The 15751-nt window shown below is 40.8% G+C and carries 12 protein-coding genes; 7 read left to right on the forward strand and 5 right to left on the reverse strand.

The genetic code is table 11. The features are described from left to right. The first annotated feature begins 444 nt into the window (after nucleotides 1–444). The 3 genes from PSPO_RS16390 to PSPO_RS16400 all read left to right on the forward strand — a co-directional run bounded on the left by PSPO_RS16390 (nucleotide 445) and on the right by PSPO_RS16400 (nucleotide 4765). Entirely contained in the window at nucleotides 445–2271 is a 1827-nt protein-coding gene (locus PSPO_RS16390) for an alkaline phosphatase PhoX (RefSeq protein WP_010559476.1), read from the forward strand. 219 nt (nucleotides 2272–2490) lie between these two features. After that, entirely contained in the window at nucleotides 2491–4104 is a 1614-nt protein-coding gene (locus PSPO_RS16395; RefSeq protein ID WP_010559475.1) for a hypothetical protein, read from the forward strand. Then, a complete protein-coding gene (locus PSPO_RS16400) occupies nucleotides 4088–4765 on the forward strand; it encodes a manganese efflux pump (protein ID WP_010559474.1) in 678 nt (225 codons plus the stop codon). Before PSPO_RS16395 ends, PSPO_RS16400 begins: the two co-directional genes overlap by 17 nt. A gap of 62 nt (nucleotides 4766–4827) precedes the next feature. Here PSPO_RS16400 and PSPO_RS16405 read toward each other — a convergent pair whose 3' ends face one another. After that, on the reverse strand, nucleotides 4828–5922 hold the full coding sequence (locus PSPO_RS16405) for a helix-turn-helix domain-containing protein (protein ID WP_010559473.1): 1095 nt from the start codon (nucleotides 5920–5922) through the stop codon (nucleotides 4828–4830). A 187-nt stretch (nucleotides 5923–6109) separates the two neighbouring features. Between PSPO_RS16405 and PSPO_RS16410 the strand changes: the two genes are divergently transcribed. Next, on the forward strand, nucleotides 6110–6955 hold the full coding sequence (locus PSPO_RS16410; RefSeq protein ID WP_010559472.1) for a DUF2306 domain-containing protein: 846 nt from the start codon (nucleotides 6110–6112) through the stop codon (nucleotides 6953–6955). A 149-nt stretch (nucleotides 6956–7104) separates the two neighbouring features. On the opposite strand, the gene PSPO_RS16415 is transcribed toward PSPO_RS16410, so the two are convergent. Further along, complete coding sequence (locus tag PSPO_RS16415; protein WP_010559471.1) at nucleotides 7105–8028, reverse strand: FHA domain-containing protein; 924 nt, start codon at nucleotides 8026–8028, stop codon at nucleotides 7105–7107. A gap of 98 nt (nucleotides 8029–8126) precedes the next feature. On the opposite strand from PSPO_RS16415, the gene PSPO_RS16420 reads away from it, so the two are divergent. Continuing rightward, nucleotides 8127–10766, forward strand: a complete 2640-nt coding sequence (locus tag PSPO_RS16420; RefSeq protein ID WP_010559470.1) for a serine/threonine-protein kinase — start codon at nucleotides 8127–8129, stop codon at nucleotides 10764–10766. On the opposite strand, the gene PSPO_RS16425 is transcribed toward PSPO_RS16420, so the two are convergent. The 3 genes from PSPO_RS16425 to bcsD all read right to left on the reverse strand — a co-directional run bounded on the left by PSPO_RS16425 (nucleotide 10744) and on the right by bcsD (nucleotide 11936). Beyond that, nucleotides 10744–11223, reverse strand: coding sequence for a hypothetical protein (locus tag PSPO_RS16425; protein ID WP_010559469.1), 480 nt, complete (start codon nucleotides 11221–11223; stop codon nucleotides 10744–10746). The two genes, PSPO_RS16420 and PSPO_RS16425, sit on opposite strands and share 23 nt — an antisense overlap. A 90-nt stretch (nucleotides 11224–11313) precedes the next feature. Next, on the reverse strand, nucleotides 11314–11475 hold the full coding sequence (locus PSPO_RS21710) for a hypothetical protein (protein ID WP_158523458.1): 162 nt from the start codon (nucleotides 11473–11475) through the stop codon (nucleotides 11314–11316). 8 nt (nucleotides 11476–11483) lie between these two features. Beyond that, the gene (bcsD, locus tag PSPO_RS16430) at nucleotides 11484–11936 is read right to left on the reverse strand and encodes a cellulose biosynthesis protein BcsD (RefSeq protein ID WP_010559468.1); all 453 of its coding nucleotides are present in this window, start codon (nucleotides 11934–11936) and stop codon (nucleotides 11484–11486) included. Between the two features lie 187 nt (nucleotides 11937–12123). Between bcsD and PSPO_RS16435 the strand changes: the two genes are divergently transcribed. Next, the gene (locus PSPO_RS16435) at nucleotides 12124–13557 is read left to right on the forward strand and encodes a PepSY domain-containing protein (RefSeq protein WP_010559467.1); all 1434 of its coding nucleotides are present in this window, start codon (nucleotides 12124–12126) and stop codon (nucleotides 13555–13557) included. A 21-nt stretch (nucleotides 13558–13578) separates the two neighbouring features. Further along, nucleotides 13579–15693, forward strand: a complete 2115-nt coding sequence (locus PSPO_RS16440; RefSeq protein ID WP_010559466.1) for a TonB-dependent receptor — start codon at nucleotides 13579–13581, stop codon at nucleotides 15691–15693. The last annotated feature ends 58 nt before the right edge of the window (nucleotides 15694–15751 follow it).

The raw sequence follows: 15751 nt of genomic DNA on the forward strand, positions 1-15751 counted from the left end.
ACAATACGAAAAAGCAAAATAACAAAATCTTAATCTATTGAAAAATTAATTAAGTTATAAGAAATAAATTGAATGTATGTGAACGAGCGATATTTGCTCATTGTGATTAGATATAAAATAAGTGCTGAAAAGTAGTTTTCAAATATCCGTTCGAAAGGGTCTCCTGTTACAACACTGATAAAAAGAAATTTAGAATAGTTACACAGAACGTCATTCCACATAAGTAACTCTCATCTTTACACGTATCTCAAGTACAATTCTATGTTGTATCTAAGGTTTGCACGTTGAGTTTAATGTGTATGCCTAAATAAAACCTTAATGGGTTCGCTAAGCATGTAACGTAATCAAACCGACTTCTTTTATTAATTATTCAGTAACTTATTTTTCATATTAACGCGACACCATAGGGCGCGAATTTAATTACCGTCACTTATGGAAAATAAAATGGAACATAAAAAAATAAAAATGAGCGCACTTGCGCTGTCAGTATTACTCGCGCTAACGGCTTGTTCAGATGGCGATGATGGCGCACAAGGCTCAACAGGGGCAGCAGGCCAAAATGGTACTGATGGTTTAGATGGCACAAATGGTAGCGATGGTTCAGCTGGTAAACTAACGCGCCTAGCAACAGTGCCAACAGGCGCAGAAGTGACGGGTATCTTTTTATCACAAGAAGGTGATTTATTTTTCAACGCCCAGCACCCATCAGACAGCAATACTGTAACGAATGCTGCAGGTAAAACATTCCACACAGGTACTGTGGGTGTACTTGCTGGTGTTAATTTTAATAACCTACCTGAAACACTGATTGATTCACCAGTACCGGTGAGCGATGCAGAGCGTCAAACAGTTATGAGTGCGTATGGTCAGTATCAAGTGCTAGGTCAAACTGGTGATACTTATGAAGGTAAATTACCAAAAGGACTGGGTCATATTTATTCAATGGTGGGAGATGAGCTTATTCTTGAAAACGATATGCCCGACTTTAACGGCTTTATTCAAACGGGCGCAGGTAAAGGTTACCTATTCACTAACTGGGAAATGTACCCAGGTGGGATGAGCCGTATGGCGCTTGAAAAAGATAATCAAGGCAGCTGGACAGTTACTGATGCCATGATGCTTGATTTTGATGGTGTAAAAGGCACAGCGGCAAACTGTTTTGGTTCAGTAACGCCATGGAATACACCGCTCACATCTGAAGAATGGATCGTAAACTCTAAAGTAGATACTACTACTCACCCAGATTGGAACAACCCTGCAGTAATGAACACAGATATCATTGGTTACATGTGGCAACTTACAGCACCGGATGCGCCAAACCCGTATCGCTATGGTTATATTGCAGAAGTACAAAACCCAACATCAAATGAACCAATGGTAGTTAAGCACTACGCATTGGGTCGTTTTGAGCATGAAAATGCAACGGTAATGCCAGATGGTAAAACTGTGTATCTATCGCAAGATGATACCGGTGGTGTGTTGTTTAAATTTGTTGCCGATACGCCAGAAGATTTAAGTGCAGGTACGCTTTACGGTGCCAAATTAACCCAAGATGTTGGTCAGAATGACCCAGCGACAACGGGTTTTGATGTTGCTTGGGTTGAACTTGGCCACGGCGACAACACAATGATTGAAGCATGGATTGCTGATTTTGACGGTATTGGTACCGATCAATATGTTGAGGGCGAGTCAAACTACATGACCATGGCTGACGTGGAAGCGTGGGCAAATGGCGCGGCAACTTACCCAACGGTTGCCAATGGCGGCGGTAAAGTGACTGCGGGTGAGCCGATGGATAACCGAGCGGTATTCCTAGAGTCACGTCAAGCAGCACGTTTAAAAGGGGCAACAGCAGAGTGGCGTAAGCTAGAAGGTATTTCAATAAATACCAAGCGTGCACAAGAAGCAATTGAAGGCGTAAATACCATTGATGGTGAAGATGTACGTGATGCGTACGTGTACCTTGCAATTGCCGATTTAGATAACACGCTAATTGATAACGAAGGCGATATTCAGCTATCAAGCCGCGTTAAAGATTGTGGTGGTGTTTATCGTGCAAAACTAGAAGAAGGTTATAACATCAGCCGCATCGAACCATTAGTAATGGGTTCAACCTACCGCAGCAGCTTATCAGGAGCAGCACGTTGTGATGTTGACCAACTTTCACAGCCTGACAACGTAATCGTTATGGACGACGGCCGTATCATCATTGGTGAAGACGGTTTCCAAGAAAACAATACGCTTTGGCTTTATGAGCCTGTGAAAAAGTAAGCAATTGTTTTTAAGAGAAGTGAATAATACCAGTTTACTTAAGTAGCGGATCATCCTAGCGGACTAAATATCATGCTAACTGCGTTAGAATTTATCAATGTAGAACAACTACATAAGAAAAATTCTGCCTTGTTATCATTTCATTTATCCAGTTCGACTCTTGATCACATACTTAACAGAATTGGTATAAGCACTTCTCATTTAGTTGGAAGAATGAGTATGAAATACCTAAACCTTGTACTTGCTGCGTTTATAACGTTTGCGAGTTTTTGTGTTTTTGCAAACAAACAAAATGCCAGTCATAACGCGCTCGATTACATTAAACACAATGAAATTTATAACCCTGAGGCGGTGATCCCACCGCAGTGTTACACCAAAACCGAAGGCAAAAACAACCCGTGTTATGCCTGTCACCAAACCTATAAGCACAGCGAAAAACGCCCAAATATTATGAATGACGGCGATTTACAGGGCGATTATCAGTTTTCAGATGAAGGCATGAACAACAGTTGGAAAAACCTGTTTATTGATCGCTCCGACTTAATTAAAGGCATCAGTGACGACGCCATTTTGGCTTACGTTAATCAAGATAACTATGGTCAGTTTGCACACACTCATCATACATCGCCTCAAGCCAATGCAATGTTTATTAATAATTTGGCGTACCCTGAAAAAGCCTTTAACCAGCAAGGGCTTGCAAAAGATAACAGTCATTGGGTTGCATTTAACTACAAGCCGTTTCCAAGTACCTTTTGGCCAACAAATGGCTCAACCGGTGATGCGATGATCCGCTTGCCTAACGCCTTTCGTGAAATAAACGGCGAATTTAATCTCGATGTGTATTTTGCTAACTTAAGCTTGGTAGAAATGGCAATTAAAGAGTTACCAACAATTTCTACCCCAGAAATTGACGAGCGTATTATTAATGTTGATTTAAATAACGACGGCACGCTTGGCAAAGTCACGCAAATAAATAAACAAAGCCACTACTTGGGTGATGCTAAACAAGTGCCACTTCACAGTATGCTGTACCCAAAAGGCACAGAGCTCTTACACACAGTGCGGTATTTAGGGGTTGATGAAAAAGGCGAAATTTACAATGCCCCGCGCATGAAAGAAGTGCGTTATATGAAAAAGCACGGATTCAAATCAGCCAACAAGCTGCGCGGTGCGTACACGCTTGAGGCAAAAGAAAAAGAGTTTGAACAATTACCTAAAACCATTTCAATTGGCGAGCGCGGTATTGATAACGGCTTTAGTTGGACCATTAATGGTTATATTGAAGACCAACAAGGCAAACTTCGCCCGCAACATTATCAAGAGCTGATGTTTTGTAATGGCTGTCATAAAACCGTTGGCACGACTATCGACCAAACCTTTTCGTTTCCACGTAAAGTAGAAGGCAAACTCGGTTGGCGTTATATCGACTTAAAAGCGCAAAAAGATGTTCCTACGCTAGGCGAATCGCAAGGGGAGTTCTTAACGTACCTTCAACGCGTCGGCGGCGGTGATGAGTTTAGGCAAAATCAAGAAATGTTACTGCGCTGGTTCGACAGTGATGGCACAGTAAAACGCGATAAAGTTGCTAACCTTAGCAGCATTTATGAACTAATTATGCCGTCAAAAGAGCGCGCGCTTAAACTCAACAAAGCCTATAAAACCATAGTGCAGGAGCAAAGCTTTTTATTTGGTCGCGATGCCAATATCAGCAAAGCCAAAAATGTACTTGAACAGGTTGATGACAAGCAAGCACCACTTGCGCCTGAGCATCACCATAAGTGGGATATTAGACTTGCATGGTTAATGGGTGAAGACAATGCAGTTCGCCGCTGAATACCTTATTGCCTGTTTACTGATGGGTGCTGCGATTGGCATGGATGTAGCCCTAGTAACAGCGCTTTATAGTACCAAGCTTACGTGCCGTAAAACACGCACGAAATGGATCACCGGCGTGGTTGGCTCACACACACTTTTACCTATGTGTGGCTATTTACTGAGTTTTTACGGTATCAAATGGCTGCCTTGGCTAACGCCGATGTTGGGTATTGTCGCAATTGGCTTTATTGCGGTGTATTTATATCACGAGATATTTGCCGATGATGAAACCGATCCGTTGGTCGCTACCATTTCGTGGTCGTTGATTGTTGCGGTAAGTTGGGATGCGCTTTGGTCGGGGCCTGCAAAGTCGGCGCAAGTAGTAGAGTGGCAAACCGTGTTTGTCTGGACATCATTTCTTGTGGTGGGCGCTGTGGTGTATCTATTTACTCTTGCTGGGCTTAAAGTTGGCAAGCGCTTAGCGTGCAGGCAAAATAATACGCCATTTGTTTGGTTGTGGCTGCAATACGCGGCGATTGGTTATTTTGGTTTGCTGGCATTGATGCGCTATACCTTTGCGTTGGATGTACCCGACTGGCAAATTTTTGCGTTAAGCGCGATTATTATTCGCATTGTATTGGTAAAACAACGGCCGTTATTTTCAACTGCCTTATCGTAATTAAAAAAGGGCTCAGGCCCTTTTTAATTTATTAGCAACAACCGCAGCAACAATCGTGCTTGTTAACTTGCGTTAACTAACGCCTCACTCACATGCATTTGACGAAATTGGTTGGGAGTAACACCTGTTTTGCTTTTAAACGCGCGGCTAAATGGCCCTACAGAAGCAAACCCGCTTTCAAGGCTAACCACTAATACCGACCAATCTTGTTTAGTTGTATCGGCCAATAACTCTTTGGCGTGCTCAATACGCAGCCCATTTATGTATTGATTGAAATTTTTATCACTAATGTGCGTTTTTAACGCACGGCTAACACGGTATTCAGGCACATCTAAGTGACGAGCTACATCTGCGACCTTGAGATTAGCTTGTAAAAATAAGGATTCGTTTTCAATTAATTGGCTAATTTGTGCGGCAAGTAACACGTCATTGTCAGATGGTAAAACACGGGGTTCTGTTGCCGCCACGAAATCTTTAACTGTATTTTCTGTACCAGCGTGTTGTTGCCAGTGGATTTTATTTCGCCAGATAAGCAAAATGTGAGTATTAACAACTACTATTAAAATAATGGCTGTGACCACCCACTGCTTTGCTGCTACATCACTGGCAAAGATGTAGTTGCTCAACTTGCTAATGCCTACCGCTAGTGCGAAGGTTGATAAAAACCACACGCGTTGTAGTTGCTCTTTTTTTGAAGCGCTTCTAAAGCCGCGACACCCTTCCCAAAATGATAAAACCAACACGCACGATGACAGCAATATGGTGATTTCAGACAGTGCATGGCGAAATAGCGACTGCTCACTTGCATTAATTAATGCAGTTGAGCTTGCAAACAAATAACCTTGTTTAACGAAAATGAGCATTGAAATGACAAGCGCAAAGGCCAAGTGGTGCCGTTCAATGGCTTTTTCTTGGCGAAAAAAGCTACGCGACAATAACCAATAGCAGTTGCAGGTCGCTACGGTTCCTAAGCCAATTAAATATTTATAAGCGCCAATAGCATCGCCGCTTAGTTTTTGCGTCAGTGTCATGGCGATTGAGCCACAAAATACTGCAAATAAGATGTGCGGTAGTTGCTTTTCACGTACAAACAGTTGCGCAATTAAACCGCCAATGCTGATGCAAAGCACTAAAATATAAAAACTCGAAAGGGTCATAACAATATGTCAAAACCAGAATTAAACTAGCACTAAGTGTAACCAGCCCGCACCTATCAATCAATTTGCTATTTGTAAGTAACTTTTTCGTATTTTTTGTATGCCGAATTTCAAACTCGGCGCGAAATTTAATATTTGGTGTGCCAATTTGTTAACTAAATCAATAAATTAAAAATTTGGGGCAGTTATGCAAAGTTTACTAGCAGATGGTGTGAAAAACGGTTTATCACCACAACTAATCTTAGATAAAAGCGTTAAAACCTGGTTTGTTACCGCTCTTTTGGGGCAGTGGATGTTCGCGTTATACATTCTTATTTTATATGTCATGCCCACAATCGCTGGTAACAGCGAGGTGACACATAATTTGTTACCAGGGCAAGGGGTGCAAGATAAACGCGTGTTTGATGGCGTGATGTTTTTTTCTCATGTGGTACCAGCAATTATCTTGGCACTGTGTGGTATTTCACAGTTGGTACCAACAATTAGAAACAACTATCCGCGTTTTCACCGGATCAATGGTCGCATCTTCTTTATTTTGGGTATTAGTGGTGCGGTAACCGGTTTATACCTTACTTGGGTGACGGGCATGCGCTTTAGCGATATTGGTTCAATGGGCATTACGCTAAACGGTATTCTAATTCCTATTTTTATCTATTTTGCATGGCGTACCGCGTGTAAAAAACAATTTAACGTGCATCAGCGTTTTGCTGTGCACAGCTTTTTGTTGGTAAATGGGGTTTGGACGTTCCGTTTGTACTTAATGGGCTGGTTTGTGGTAAATCAGGGACCGCTTGGTAATTCACGTAATCTTGATGGGCCTGCGGATATCGCGATGTCTTTTGCTTGTTACTTGTTACCTATGTTCATTGCAGAACTCGTATTTTGGGCAAAACGTACAAATAACCTTTTAGTAAAATGGCTGGTTGCGTTTATGTCGGTGTTTGGCGCAACGATTACATTAATTGGGGTAGGGGCGGCAACTATGATGATGTGGCTGCCACGCATTGAAAAGGTTTTTTACGCGCTTTTTTAACAGCCACGGTAGTGAGTAGTGTTAACTCGCTCCGCGTAGCATGCATGATTAGCGAAAAGTAAATTTCAGCCACAAAAAAGCGCAACCAAGGGGCGATTCATTAGTTGCGCTTGCTCACATTGAGCAGTGCGAGGGCACGTTAAACGGTTTTAAGCTACTTTGCTTTGTGCAATATTAATCGTGTTGCACTGCAAGCGAATTTCGCCGCGGCGTCTAGCAATAATATCAACGTCTAAATTTAGTTTTTTCGCCGCAGTATGCAGCTGCTTTCTAAAACGATAAAACTGCGTGTTGATATGGGTTTCTTCCATACGTGTTTGGCGCATTAACAGGCTTTTATCAAGCCAACCCGCTTCGCTGTCGGGTACGTTGTTTTGTTTGTCTTCCACGTATTTACGCGCCAGTAATAACACCAAGTAGTGGTGCGTTCTGTCTTCTAAATCAATTGATTGACCATCAATATTTACAAGCACACCAACGTGCTCTTCGTTTTGGCTTACTGTAAAGTTCACATCTACGGTGTGCTCGGCGGTCTGTTCGCACTCTTGTGTCGCGTCAATATCGCTTGGCGCAATTAAAATGTATTGATTGCCTTGGTAACGTACTAAATCGCCGTTATGAATGGCTTTAACATTACCTTCTTGCTCAAGTAACCATTGGCCAGAGAGCGTTTGGCTGATCATTTGTTCTTGGTCATCGCAATTAAGCATGTTTACGTGGTGGTTAAGGGCAAAGTCACTCACACTTTCATTGGTGCTTTTTAAAAATGGACATGGCTGCTCTAAACTCGAAACTTGCCATTTTACGCTTTCACTATCGCCAAACTGCACAACATCATTTACTTTTAAGTCGTGTTTGATGTTTTTAGCAACGCGTTTGCCATTAATGTAAGTGCCGTTGGCACTGATGTCTTGTAAGAACCAATTACCTTGTTGCCATTCAATTAAACAGTGGCTACGTGAAACCGAAGTTTCTCTAATTAAGGTGTGTGCTGTTTCTGGGTGACGGCCAATAATGTGGTGGTCTCGCAGCTGAATTGTTTGCTCTGTAACCGAATTAGTAAATGTACCCATTTTTCCCTCATATCAACGCTTGGTATTGGAATCTTTTGCCGTTATTATGTGATGTAACTTTGCTTAATTACAATCAACAATAATAAAAGCTTTGCACTATGAGTAAATTATGCCAGCACTGTGGCAACGCGTTAGATGTTTCAACCGCTACTTGCACTCGTTGTAACGAAACTAACACGGGCGGTGATTTAGAAATAACACAAGTTATTACACCCGCAAGTGATGTAGCAAAAGAAGCTGCTATTGTCACCCAGCGAAACCTCAGTGACTTTGAAGTTTTAGGCACGGTTTCAGGTGGCTTTGCCACAATTTTAAAAGCTAAAGATCCTGTGTTGGATCGTATTGTCGCCCTCAAACTTGTACCAAACACGGATAAGCAAAGCGACTTAGTGCAAGAAGCCAAACTCGCCAGTAAATTAAGCCACCCCAATATTGTTACCATTCATGAAATTATTCAAAATGATGAACAGCTTGCCATAGTGATGGAGTGGGTTGACGGCGATAGCCTAAAAGCAAAAATCGCCACACAGCTACCATTAAAAGAAAAAGCCCATATTGCGCTGCAGCTGTGCAATGCCATTGAATACGCCCATAAAAACGACATTCTGCACTGTGATATCAAGCCTGATAACATTATGTTTGATATACATAATCAGCTTAAAGTACTCGACTTTGGTTTATCCCATGTACTCGGTGGTGAGTCACAGGCAGCAATAATCGGCTCGCCAACTTACTTAGCGCCTGAGCTTTATTTAGGGCAAAACGCCAGCAAACAAAGCGATTTGTATGCCCTTGGCGCCGTGTTATTTGAGTTATTTTCTGGTGAAAAAGCCTTTGATGGAAAATCACTTGAAGTGATAAAAGCACAAATCACAACAGGTGAAGCTAAAAATCTAGCTGATAAACACACACAATTACCCGAAGCGATAATCACCCTTATTCAAAGCTTGCTGGTGGTTGAGCCATCAACAAGGCCTGTTCTTTCAGATGTTATTGACGCTTTTACCGATTTAAACGACGCCTTAGTGCAAAAGCCAAACTGGTGGCAACGACGTGCGCCTTGGCAAAAAGTCAGTCTATCAGCGGTGTTTTTAGGTGTAATGGCAGTCCTTTTACAGCCTATTTTATTCCCGCCTAGCAATCAGCAGATACTTGAAAAGCGCATTAGCGAGAATAAACGTATCGCGGTATTGCCATTACAAAATATTAATGACGACCCGCAAGTACAGCTGTTTTGCCAAGGCTTAGCGGTAACGTTAAGCACCGAGCTTGGCAAAGTGGGTAGAGAAAAAACCAATAGCTGGGTTATTCCAAGCGCCGAAGTAGCCAAACTGAAAAATTTAACCGTTGATGACGTACACAAACGCTATGGTGCCGATTTAGTATTAACCGGCAGTATTCAGCATTTAGGCTCTCAGCGCTTAATCAATTTAGAGCTGATAGACGGTGCATCAGGTGTTGCACTAAAGCAGCAGCAATTTAAGGTAAATGCAAAAGACTTATTTGCCTCAAACCAAGCAGTGTTTGATGAAGCTATTACCATGCTTAATTGGCCAAAAAGTAATATGGCAAGTAAAGGTACTGAGTTTGATGGCGCCTATAAACACTATATTGCTGCAATTGGTTATACCTTTCGCTCAGACCAAAAAAATTATATCGATACTGCGATTGACCACTTTAAACAAGCCATTGAATTAGATGCTTTATTCATAAAGCCGTATGAGGGGCTAGCGTTTGCCTACAGGAATAAATTTCACGACACTAAAAATGAGCATTGGTTACTACTTTATGAAAAAACTATCAAGCAGCTTGCTGAACTTGACCAAAACCACGTTCAAGTTGGCTATTTGGCACATTCGCTTGCGCTTAGGCGTGGTAATGCAGAAAAAGCAAGTAATTTACTAAAAGCTCTAGTAATAGAAAACCCAAATGATGAGTACCTTCACTTTGAATTGGCAAGGGCCTATCAACAACTAAAAGAAAATGCATTAGCTGAGCAAAGTTATAAGGCAGCGCTAAAAATTACACCTAATCATTGGAAAGGACTTAATCAGTTAGGGCGCTTGTACTACCGAACTGCGCAATACGATAAGGCTATTGCAACCTATCAGCGATTAGTTTCCTTAACGCCAAAAAATAGCAACGCCTATATTGGTCTTTCGGCAAGTTTCTATGGTAAAGGCGATTTGCAATCGGCATTAAGCTATGCAAAAGAGGGTAATACTTTAAACCCAACCGCAACAGGTCATTCTAATATTGGCGGATTTCACTTTATATTGGGTCAATATTCAGAGGCAATTGCAGCCTATAAAATGTCAATTGCAATAGATAAACAAAATTACGTCAGTTGGGGCAATTTGGCGGATTCGTATTGGTTAACTAAACACCCAGATACAAACTCTACCTACAAACAAGCGGCTGATTTAGCGGAAAAAGTATTTTCAATTAATAAACAAAACAGCCGTGCTAAACTTGCTTGGGCTTATTATAAAGCACGCATCGGTGAAAGCGTGGATGCGTTACAAATACTAGATTCATTATCGCATCGGGAAAATGCCATCGAGTTTTATCTTGCCGCACAGGCCTATGATGCGCTGAATGATGCTAAAAGCGCACTTAAAAAATTAAAGTTGGCGATAGCAAAAGGTTACCCAAAAGAGGAGGCGATAACGTCTCCCCTTTGGAAAAACTGGAATGAACCAGAACTCCGGTCAATTATTGAGGATCAACATCTTTAACTACAATAATCGGATCCCAACCAATCGTAAACTCTTCTGATTGGCCTTGAATATCAAATTGAGCAATGATAGTCATTGTTACATCTACCGGAAATTGTGCATTATCCAGTGCCTGATAACGAGTAGCATTAGACGCGACGCCTAAACGTAATGCTTTAAGCGCTGGGTCATGAAACCACTCAAAATAAACTGGTTGACCATCATTATCCGTTGGGTTAACAACAAAATCGACTGTTGTGCCTGGTTTAATGGTAATTGTTGGCGGATCAAATGAATCGCCGGACGGACCTGAAATATCAATTAAACTATCTGGATCAGACTGCTTATCAACTTCATAGCTAATGAAAGTGTCACCTACCATTGCAAAATTGTCTTTGCAATAAACCACTTTACTTTTAATTGCTGCAAAAATCTCATTTAACTTAACGGTGATAATGACTGTAGGGTTATCATACATTATGTGAATTCCTATTTTATTTTGGGAGAGAATTTTAGTTATACTTTTATAACGCTTCTTATTATCGGCAACTGCCTGACTTTATTTACTTTATTTGTATTTAAAAATCAGATCAGAAGGCACCACAACCTTATGTCGTTTAAACATTTCTGCGAGTGTTTCATCTCGTTTTGGCATGTACTTAGAATGCATTTGCTTTTTTGAAAAAGTGACATGAATAACATTGTTACAAGCAGTATATTGAGTCGTCATAGTCTTTCCTAAATGACGTGGTAGCTTAAACGCACTGCAATGTCATCAATGTTTTCAGCATTCACTTTCTTAATAATGCCTTGGTATGGTGCGCTGGCGTTTTTTAACCACTCGGAATAAAGCCCTGTTAAAAACGCGTCACCGTATTCTTGGTGTTCGGGTTTTAAAATAGCACAGAGCGGTGAAATGTAATGTTCAATGACTAAGCCATTGTCTTTTTCAAAGATATTGCAGTGACCCCAGCGACGTTCAAACCAAAACTGGTTTATGCGTTCATTGAGTTCTACTAATGTTAGCTCAGGGTGAATGTCTAACGAGCGGCTGGCATGTTTGCCCATTTTAGTTAAAAACGAAACTCGCTCTTGTGCAGGATAAGATGCTTCTAAGGTGTCGAATAACGAACTTACAAAAAATTGCCACTGCCCTGAAATATTTTGTTTTACTAATGATTTTAAATGCATAGCGTATTGCAAAGTAACCTACTCACAGACATAAATCTTATGCATCCAAGAATAGGATAAGGTGCGCATTGGGTGTATCACGTTTTATTACACCAAGGTGATTTGTAAACTGCGACATTATGTCGCATCAAAAAGTAGTTACAGATAAATACAATAAGCACTAAAAATTAATAATTAAATGAGTTATATGATTAAATCATTTTTGGTGTGGCATAAGCGATTTGCGTTATTTGCATGTGTGCCATTTATGCTGTGGGCTGCGTCGGGTTTACTACACCCTTTTATGTCTCATTTTACTAAAGCTGAACGCATTATTCCCCAGCCAGTCACGATCAATTCTGCTGCTATCGCACATTATGTCCCGCTTGACAGAGTGTTAGAAAAACACGCGATTTTTGCATTTAGTCACGCTAGTCTAGTTGATTACCAGAATCGCTATTATTATCAAATTTCGCAAAATGTTAATGGTGAATTGCACACTAAGTACTTTGATATTGAGACAGCAGAGTTATCGCATGACTTAAGCGATGCTGTTTATGCAGAGTATTTGGCGACAAAATGGTCAGGTAAAACAACGCGTTCGATTCATAAGCTAACTACGTTTACTTTTGGTTATAGTAAAATAAACCGTATTTTGCCTGTCTATAAAATGGAATTAGCGGACAAGAGCTTAATTTACATAGATACTTTGGGTAAACGTATCGCTGCACATAATACGCCATTAAGGGAGTCTGTGTCGTATTGGTTTGGTCAACTACATACTTTCAGTTTTTTGGGAAATACCCATGATTTAACACGTATTGTTCCCATGCTTGTTATCAGTGTGTCGTTGTTTTTGATGGCGTTAAGTGGCGTAGTTGCGTACTCCTTACTGTGGCGTAAAATCAAAGACACCCGTTATTCAAAACAACGATTACATCGTTTATTTGGCATTTCACTCAGTGTGTGCTTGTTGGGCTTTTCAACCAGTAGTATGCATATTCTAATTGATAAGCTATTTCCAGAAACATTTAGGCAAATTGTTCCTAGTAACACGCTTTCTAGTAAGCAGTTAAAGCATGATCCTATTAATAGCTTAAGAAAATCCGGTGGCCACAATTTTCAGTTGGTTAATATTCATGGCGAAATGATTAGCCAAATTGTTCACTTTCAAAAGCGAAGCCGCTCATTTAGCTATTGGCAGCAATCGCAACTTAAGTTGAATGATCTTGCTTTAGTAGAAACAATTTTGGCGCAGCAATTAAACCTTTCAGCACCTATAGAAACGTGGCAAAAAGTCGATAAATTTGGTCCAAGCTATGCCTTTATCAACAAGCGGCTACCTGTTGTTCAAGTCACTTTTGATAATGATCCCACCATTTATAGTGTTGAGGTCCACACTGGTTACATTGCAGCAATTGATACGCCTTGGCAGCAAGCTCGCAGTTGGCATTTTGGTTATCTGCATAAATACCACTTTTTGAATCCAATTGGTAAAGGATTACGAGATAGCATCATTACGCTGATAATTATCGCATTACTCAGCACAACAATACTTGGTTTGTTGCTTTATATCTCTCGATACAAACGCAGAGCAACATTAACTAAGCGCCGCAGTACATTTAATCAAATTAATAATTAATCGAAATAAGGAATTTTATTCATGACTGTTTGTTTCAAGCGCTCATTACTTGCGCTCGCAGTTTTTTCGCACTTTAATGTGCTGGCTGATGAAGCGATGAATGAAGACATTGAAAAAATTACGGTTACAGCAAATCGCTTAGGGAAAGCTAATACTGAACAAGCATTAAGTATTGGCAGTGTTAGCAGTGAGGTGATTGAAAAAGACAATGCACAACATTTATCTGAGTCGCTGCAAACGATTTCGGGTGTGTTGATTAACCAGCTCTCCGGTGGGCAAGGGCATAATGCTGCTATTCGCATGCCAATAAATTACGGCGGTTACACGCTTTATTTGCAAGATAATATTCCGTTGCAATCAGCGGCGTTTTATAACCATAACGCGCTTTGGTGGGCGAGCAGTAATTCGTCATTATCGCGTTTAGAGGTAATGAAAGGCGCAGGTACTAGCTTATATGGATCCGGTGCGGTTGCTGCAACGGTAAATGTGATTTCTGCACCAGTTAGCGCCAATAAAAATGAATTATCAGCAACAATAGGTGAGCATAATTATCAACGTTACAACGGAAGTTATACACATTTAATGGGAGAGGATAATGGTGTTCGCATATCTGCTGGCTATCTAAACAATGATGGTTGGCGTGACAACAGTCACCTTGAAAAATTTGAGTTTAATACATTACATGAATTGCATATTGATGCGCAGCAAAGTATCAAAACCAGCTTTATTGCATCAACATTAGATCAGCAAATGCAAAGTTCGCTTAATGGTGAACAGTTTGCCGATGACCCAACGCAATCTGGCTTACCAGAGGAAGTTGAGGCACTAGATCCAAGGCGTAAAACCGATTACATGCGTTTGAGTTCTGAATATCAATATCAAGGTGATGACGTGTTTGCCTCTGTTATTCCATACGCACGATTTAGAGACAATAACTATGTCGCGACTTGGCAGCCTAATATGCCGCAAGTTGAATCGAGTGTGACCACTTTTGGCTTACTTGCGTTAAGTAACTTTGTGCATAAAAACGACTTTGAAACTACCGTGGGTGTTGACTTTGAATATTCAGAAGGTGATGCTTATTCTTTTCAACCCACTACGCGTATCACAACGGGCTGGGGAGCGGCGACCTATCCAGAAGGGCATGTTTTTTATGATGATAAGACCAGCTTTACTGGCATATCGCCTTACATTCAACACATTGGTTATCTAACCGATGCACTGAGCTACAGTTTAGGGCTACGTTACGATAATAACCGTTATGAGTTTGATAATAATCTGGCTGTTTATGACGATGACGGCTTCGGTAATCGTTCAATTGCTAGCCGCAGTGACAGCTACCAGCACTTAAGCCCAAAAGTGAGTGTGAATTATTTGCTTGATAAGCAAATGAGTGTTTACGCGCGTTTTGCCAATGCCATTCGTATTCCAACAGCGTCAGAGCTTTATCATTTGAAAACTAAAGAAACCAGCGCACAACTAGGCTCGTTGGATGAAGAAACGTCCGACACTTATGAAGTGGGTTATAAAGCAAACTTAGATAAGCTTAGTGTTGAATTGGCATATTATTTTATGGATGTAAAAGATGCCATTGTGACTGCCTATGATGATTTTGGCGCTAGTTACCGTGTTAATGCTGCAAGTGTTAATCACCAAGGGTTTGAGCTTGGTGTGGATTATCGGATCAATCCTATTTGGTCTCTGGCTTTAGCTTATTCGCAATCTAATCATGAATTTGATTATTACATTCAAGATCAAGGGCGCGTTGATTATCGCACTAAACAATCAAGTGAAGTCGATTTATCGGGCAACAGCTTACCTATGGCACCTGATTATGTTGCCAACGTTCGCTTAAACTATAAGAGCAAAGCGATATCTGGCCTTCATATAATTGCTGAAATGCAAAGTATTGGAGACTACTGGATGGACAGTGAAAACACCCGTGAATATTCAGGTTATACAATCGGTAATTTAAAGGCTAATTATGCAATAAACAATGTATTTGAAGTGCATGCGCGAATATCTAATATCACAGATAAGCAGTATGCATTACAAGCTGAAATTCGCTACGGGAAAACACAAATTCAGCCAGGCATGCCACGTACTGTTTATGTGGGTTTAAAATACCGCTTCTAAACGCATAGCAGCACCGTGTTTACATAATTGAAATTAAATTAAAAAAGCCAAGCACAAT

It is taken from the genome of Pseudoalteromonas spongiae UST010723-006, from assembly GCF_000238255.3.
In the GTDB taxonomy this organism is placed as follows: domain Bacteria; phylum Pseudomonadota; class Gammaproteobacteria; order Enterobacterales; family Alteromonadaceae; genus Pseudoalteromonas; species Pseudoalteromonas spongiae.

Bases quoted from the DNA above. Each gene is read 5' to 3' on its own strand.
- PSPO_RS21710 (WP_158523458.1), bottom strand. From the start codon at position 11,475: ATGACGACTCAATATACTGCTTGTAACAATGTTATTCATGTCACTTTT.
- PSPO_RS16415 (WP_010559471.1), bottom strand. From the start codon at position 8,028: ATGGGTACATTTACTAATTCGGTTACAGAGCAAACAATTCAGCTGCGA.
- PSPO_RS16440 (WP_010559466.1), top strand. From the start codon at position 13,579: ATGACTGTTTGTTTCAAGCGCTCATTACTTGCGCTCGCAGTTTTTTCG.
- PSPO_RS16390 (WP_010559476.1), top strand. From the start codon at position 445: ATGGAACATAAAAAAATAAAAATGAGCGCACTTGCGCTGTCAGTATTA.
- PSPO_RS16410 (WP_010559472.1), top strand. From the start codon at position 6,110: ATGCAAAGTTTACTAGCAGATGGTGTGAAAAACGGTTTATCACCACAA.
- PSPO_RS16400 (WP_010559474.1), top strand. From the start codon at position 4,088: ATGCAGTTCGCCGCTGAATACCTTATTGCCTGTTTACTGATGGGTGCT.
- PSPO_RS16425 (WP_010559469.1), bottom strand. From the start codon at position 11,223: ATGTATGATAACCCTACAGTCATTATCACCGTTAAGTTAAATGAGATT.
- PSPO_RS16395 (WP_010559475.1), top strand. From the start codon at position 2,491: ATGAAATACCTAAACCTTGTACTTGCTGCGTTTATAACGTTTGCGAGT.
- PSPO_RS16435 (WP_010559467.1), top strand. From the start codon at position 12,124: ATGATTAAATCATTTTTGGTGTGGCATAAGCGATTTGCGTTATTTGCA.
- bcsD (WP_010559468.1), bottom strand. From the start codon at position 11,936: ATGCATTTAAAATCATTAGTAAAACAAAATATTTCAGGGCAGTGGCAA.
- PSPO_RS16405 (WP_010559473.1), bottom strand. From the start codon at position 5,922: ATGACCCTTTCGAGTTTTTATATTTTAGTGCTTTGCATCAGCATTGGC.
- PSPO_RS16420 (WP_010559470.1), top strand. From the start codon at position 8,127: ATGAGTAAATTATGCCAGCACTGTGGCAACGCGTTAGATGTTTCAACC.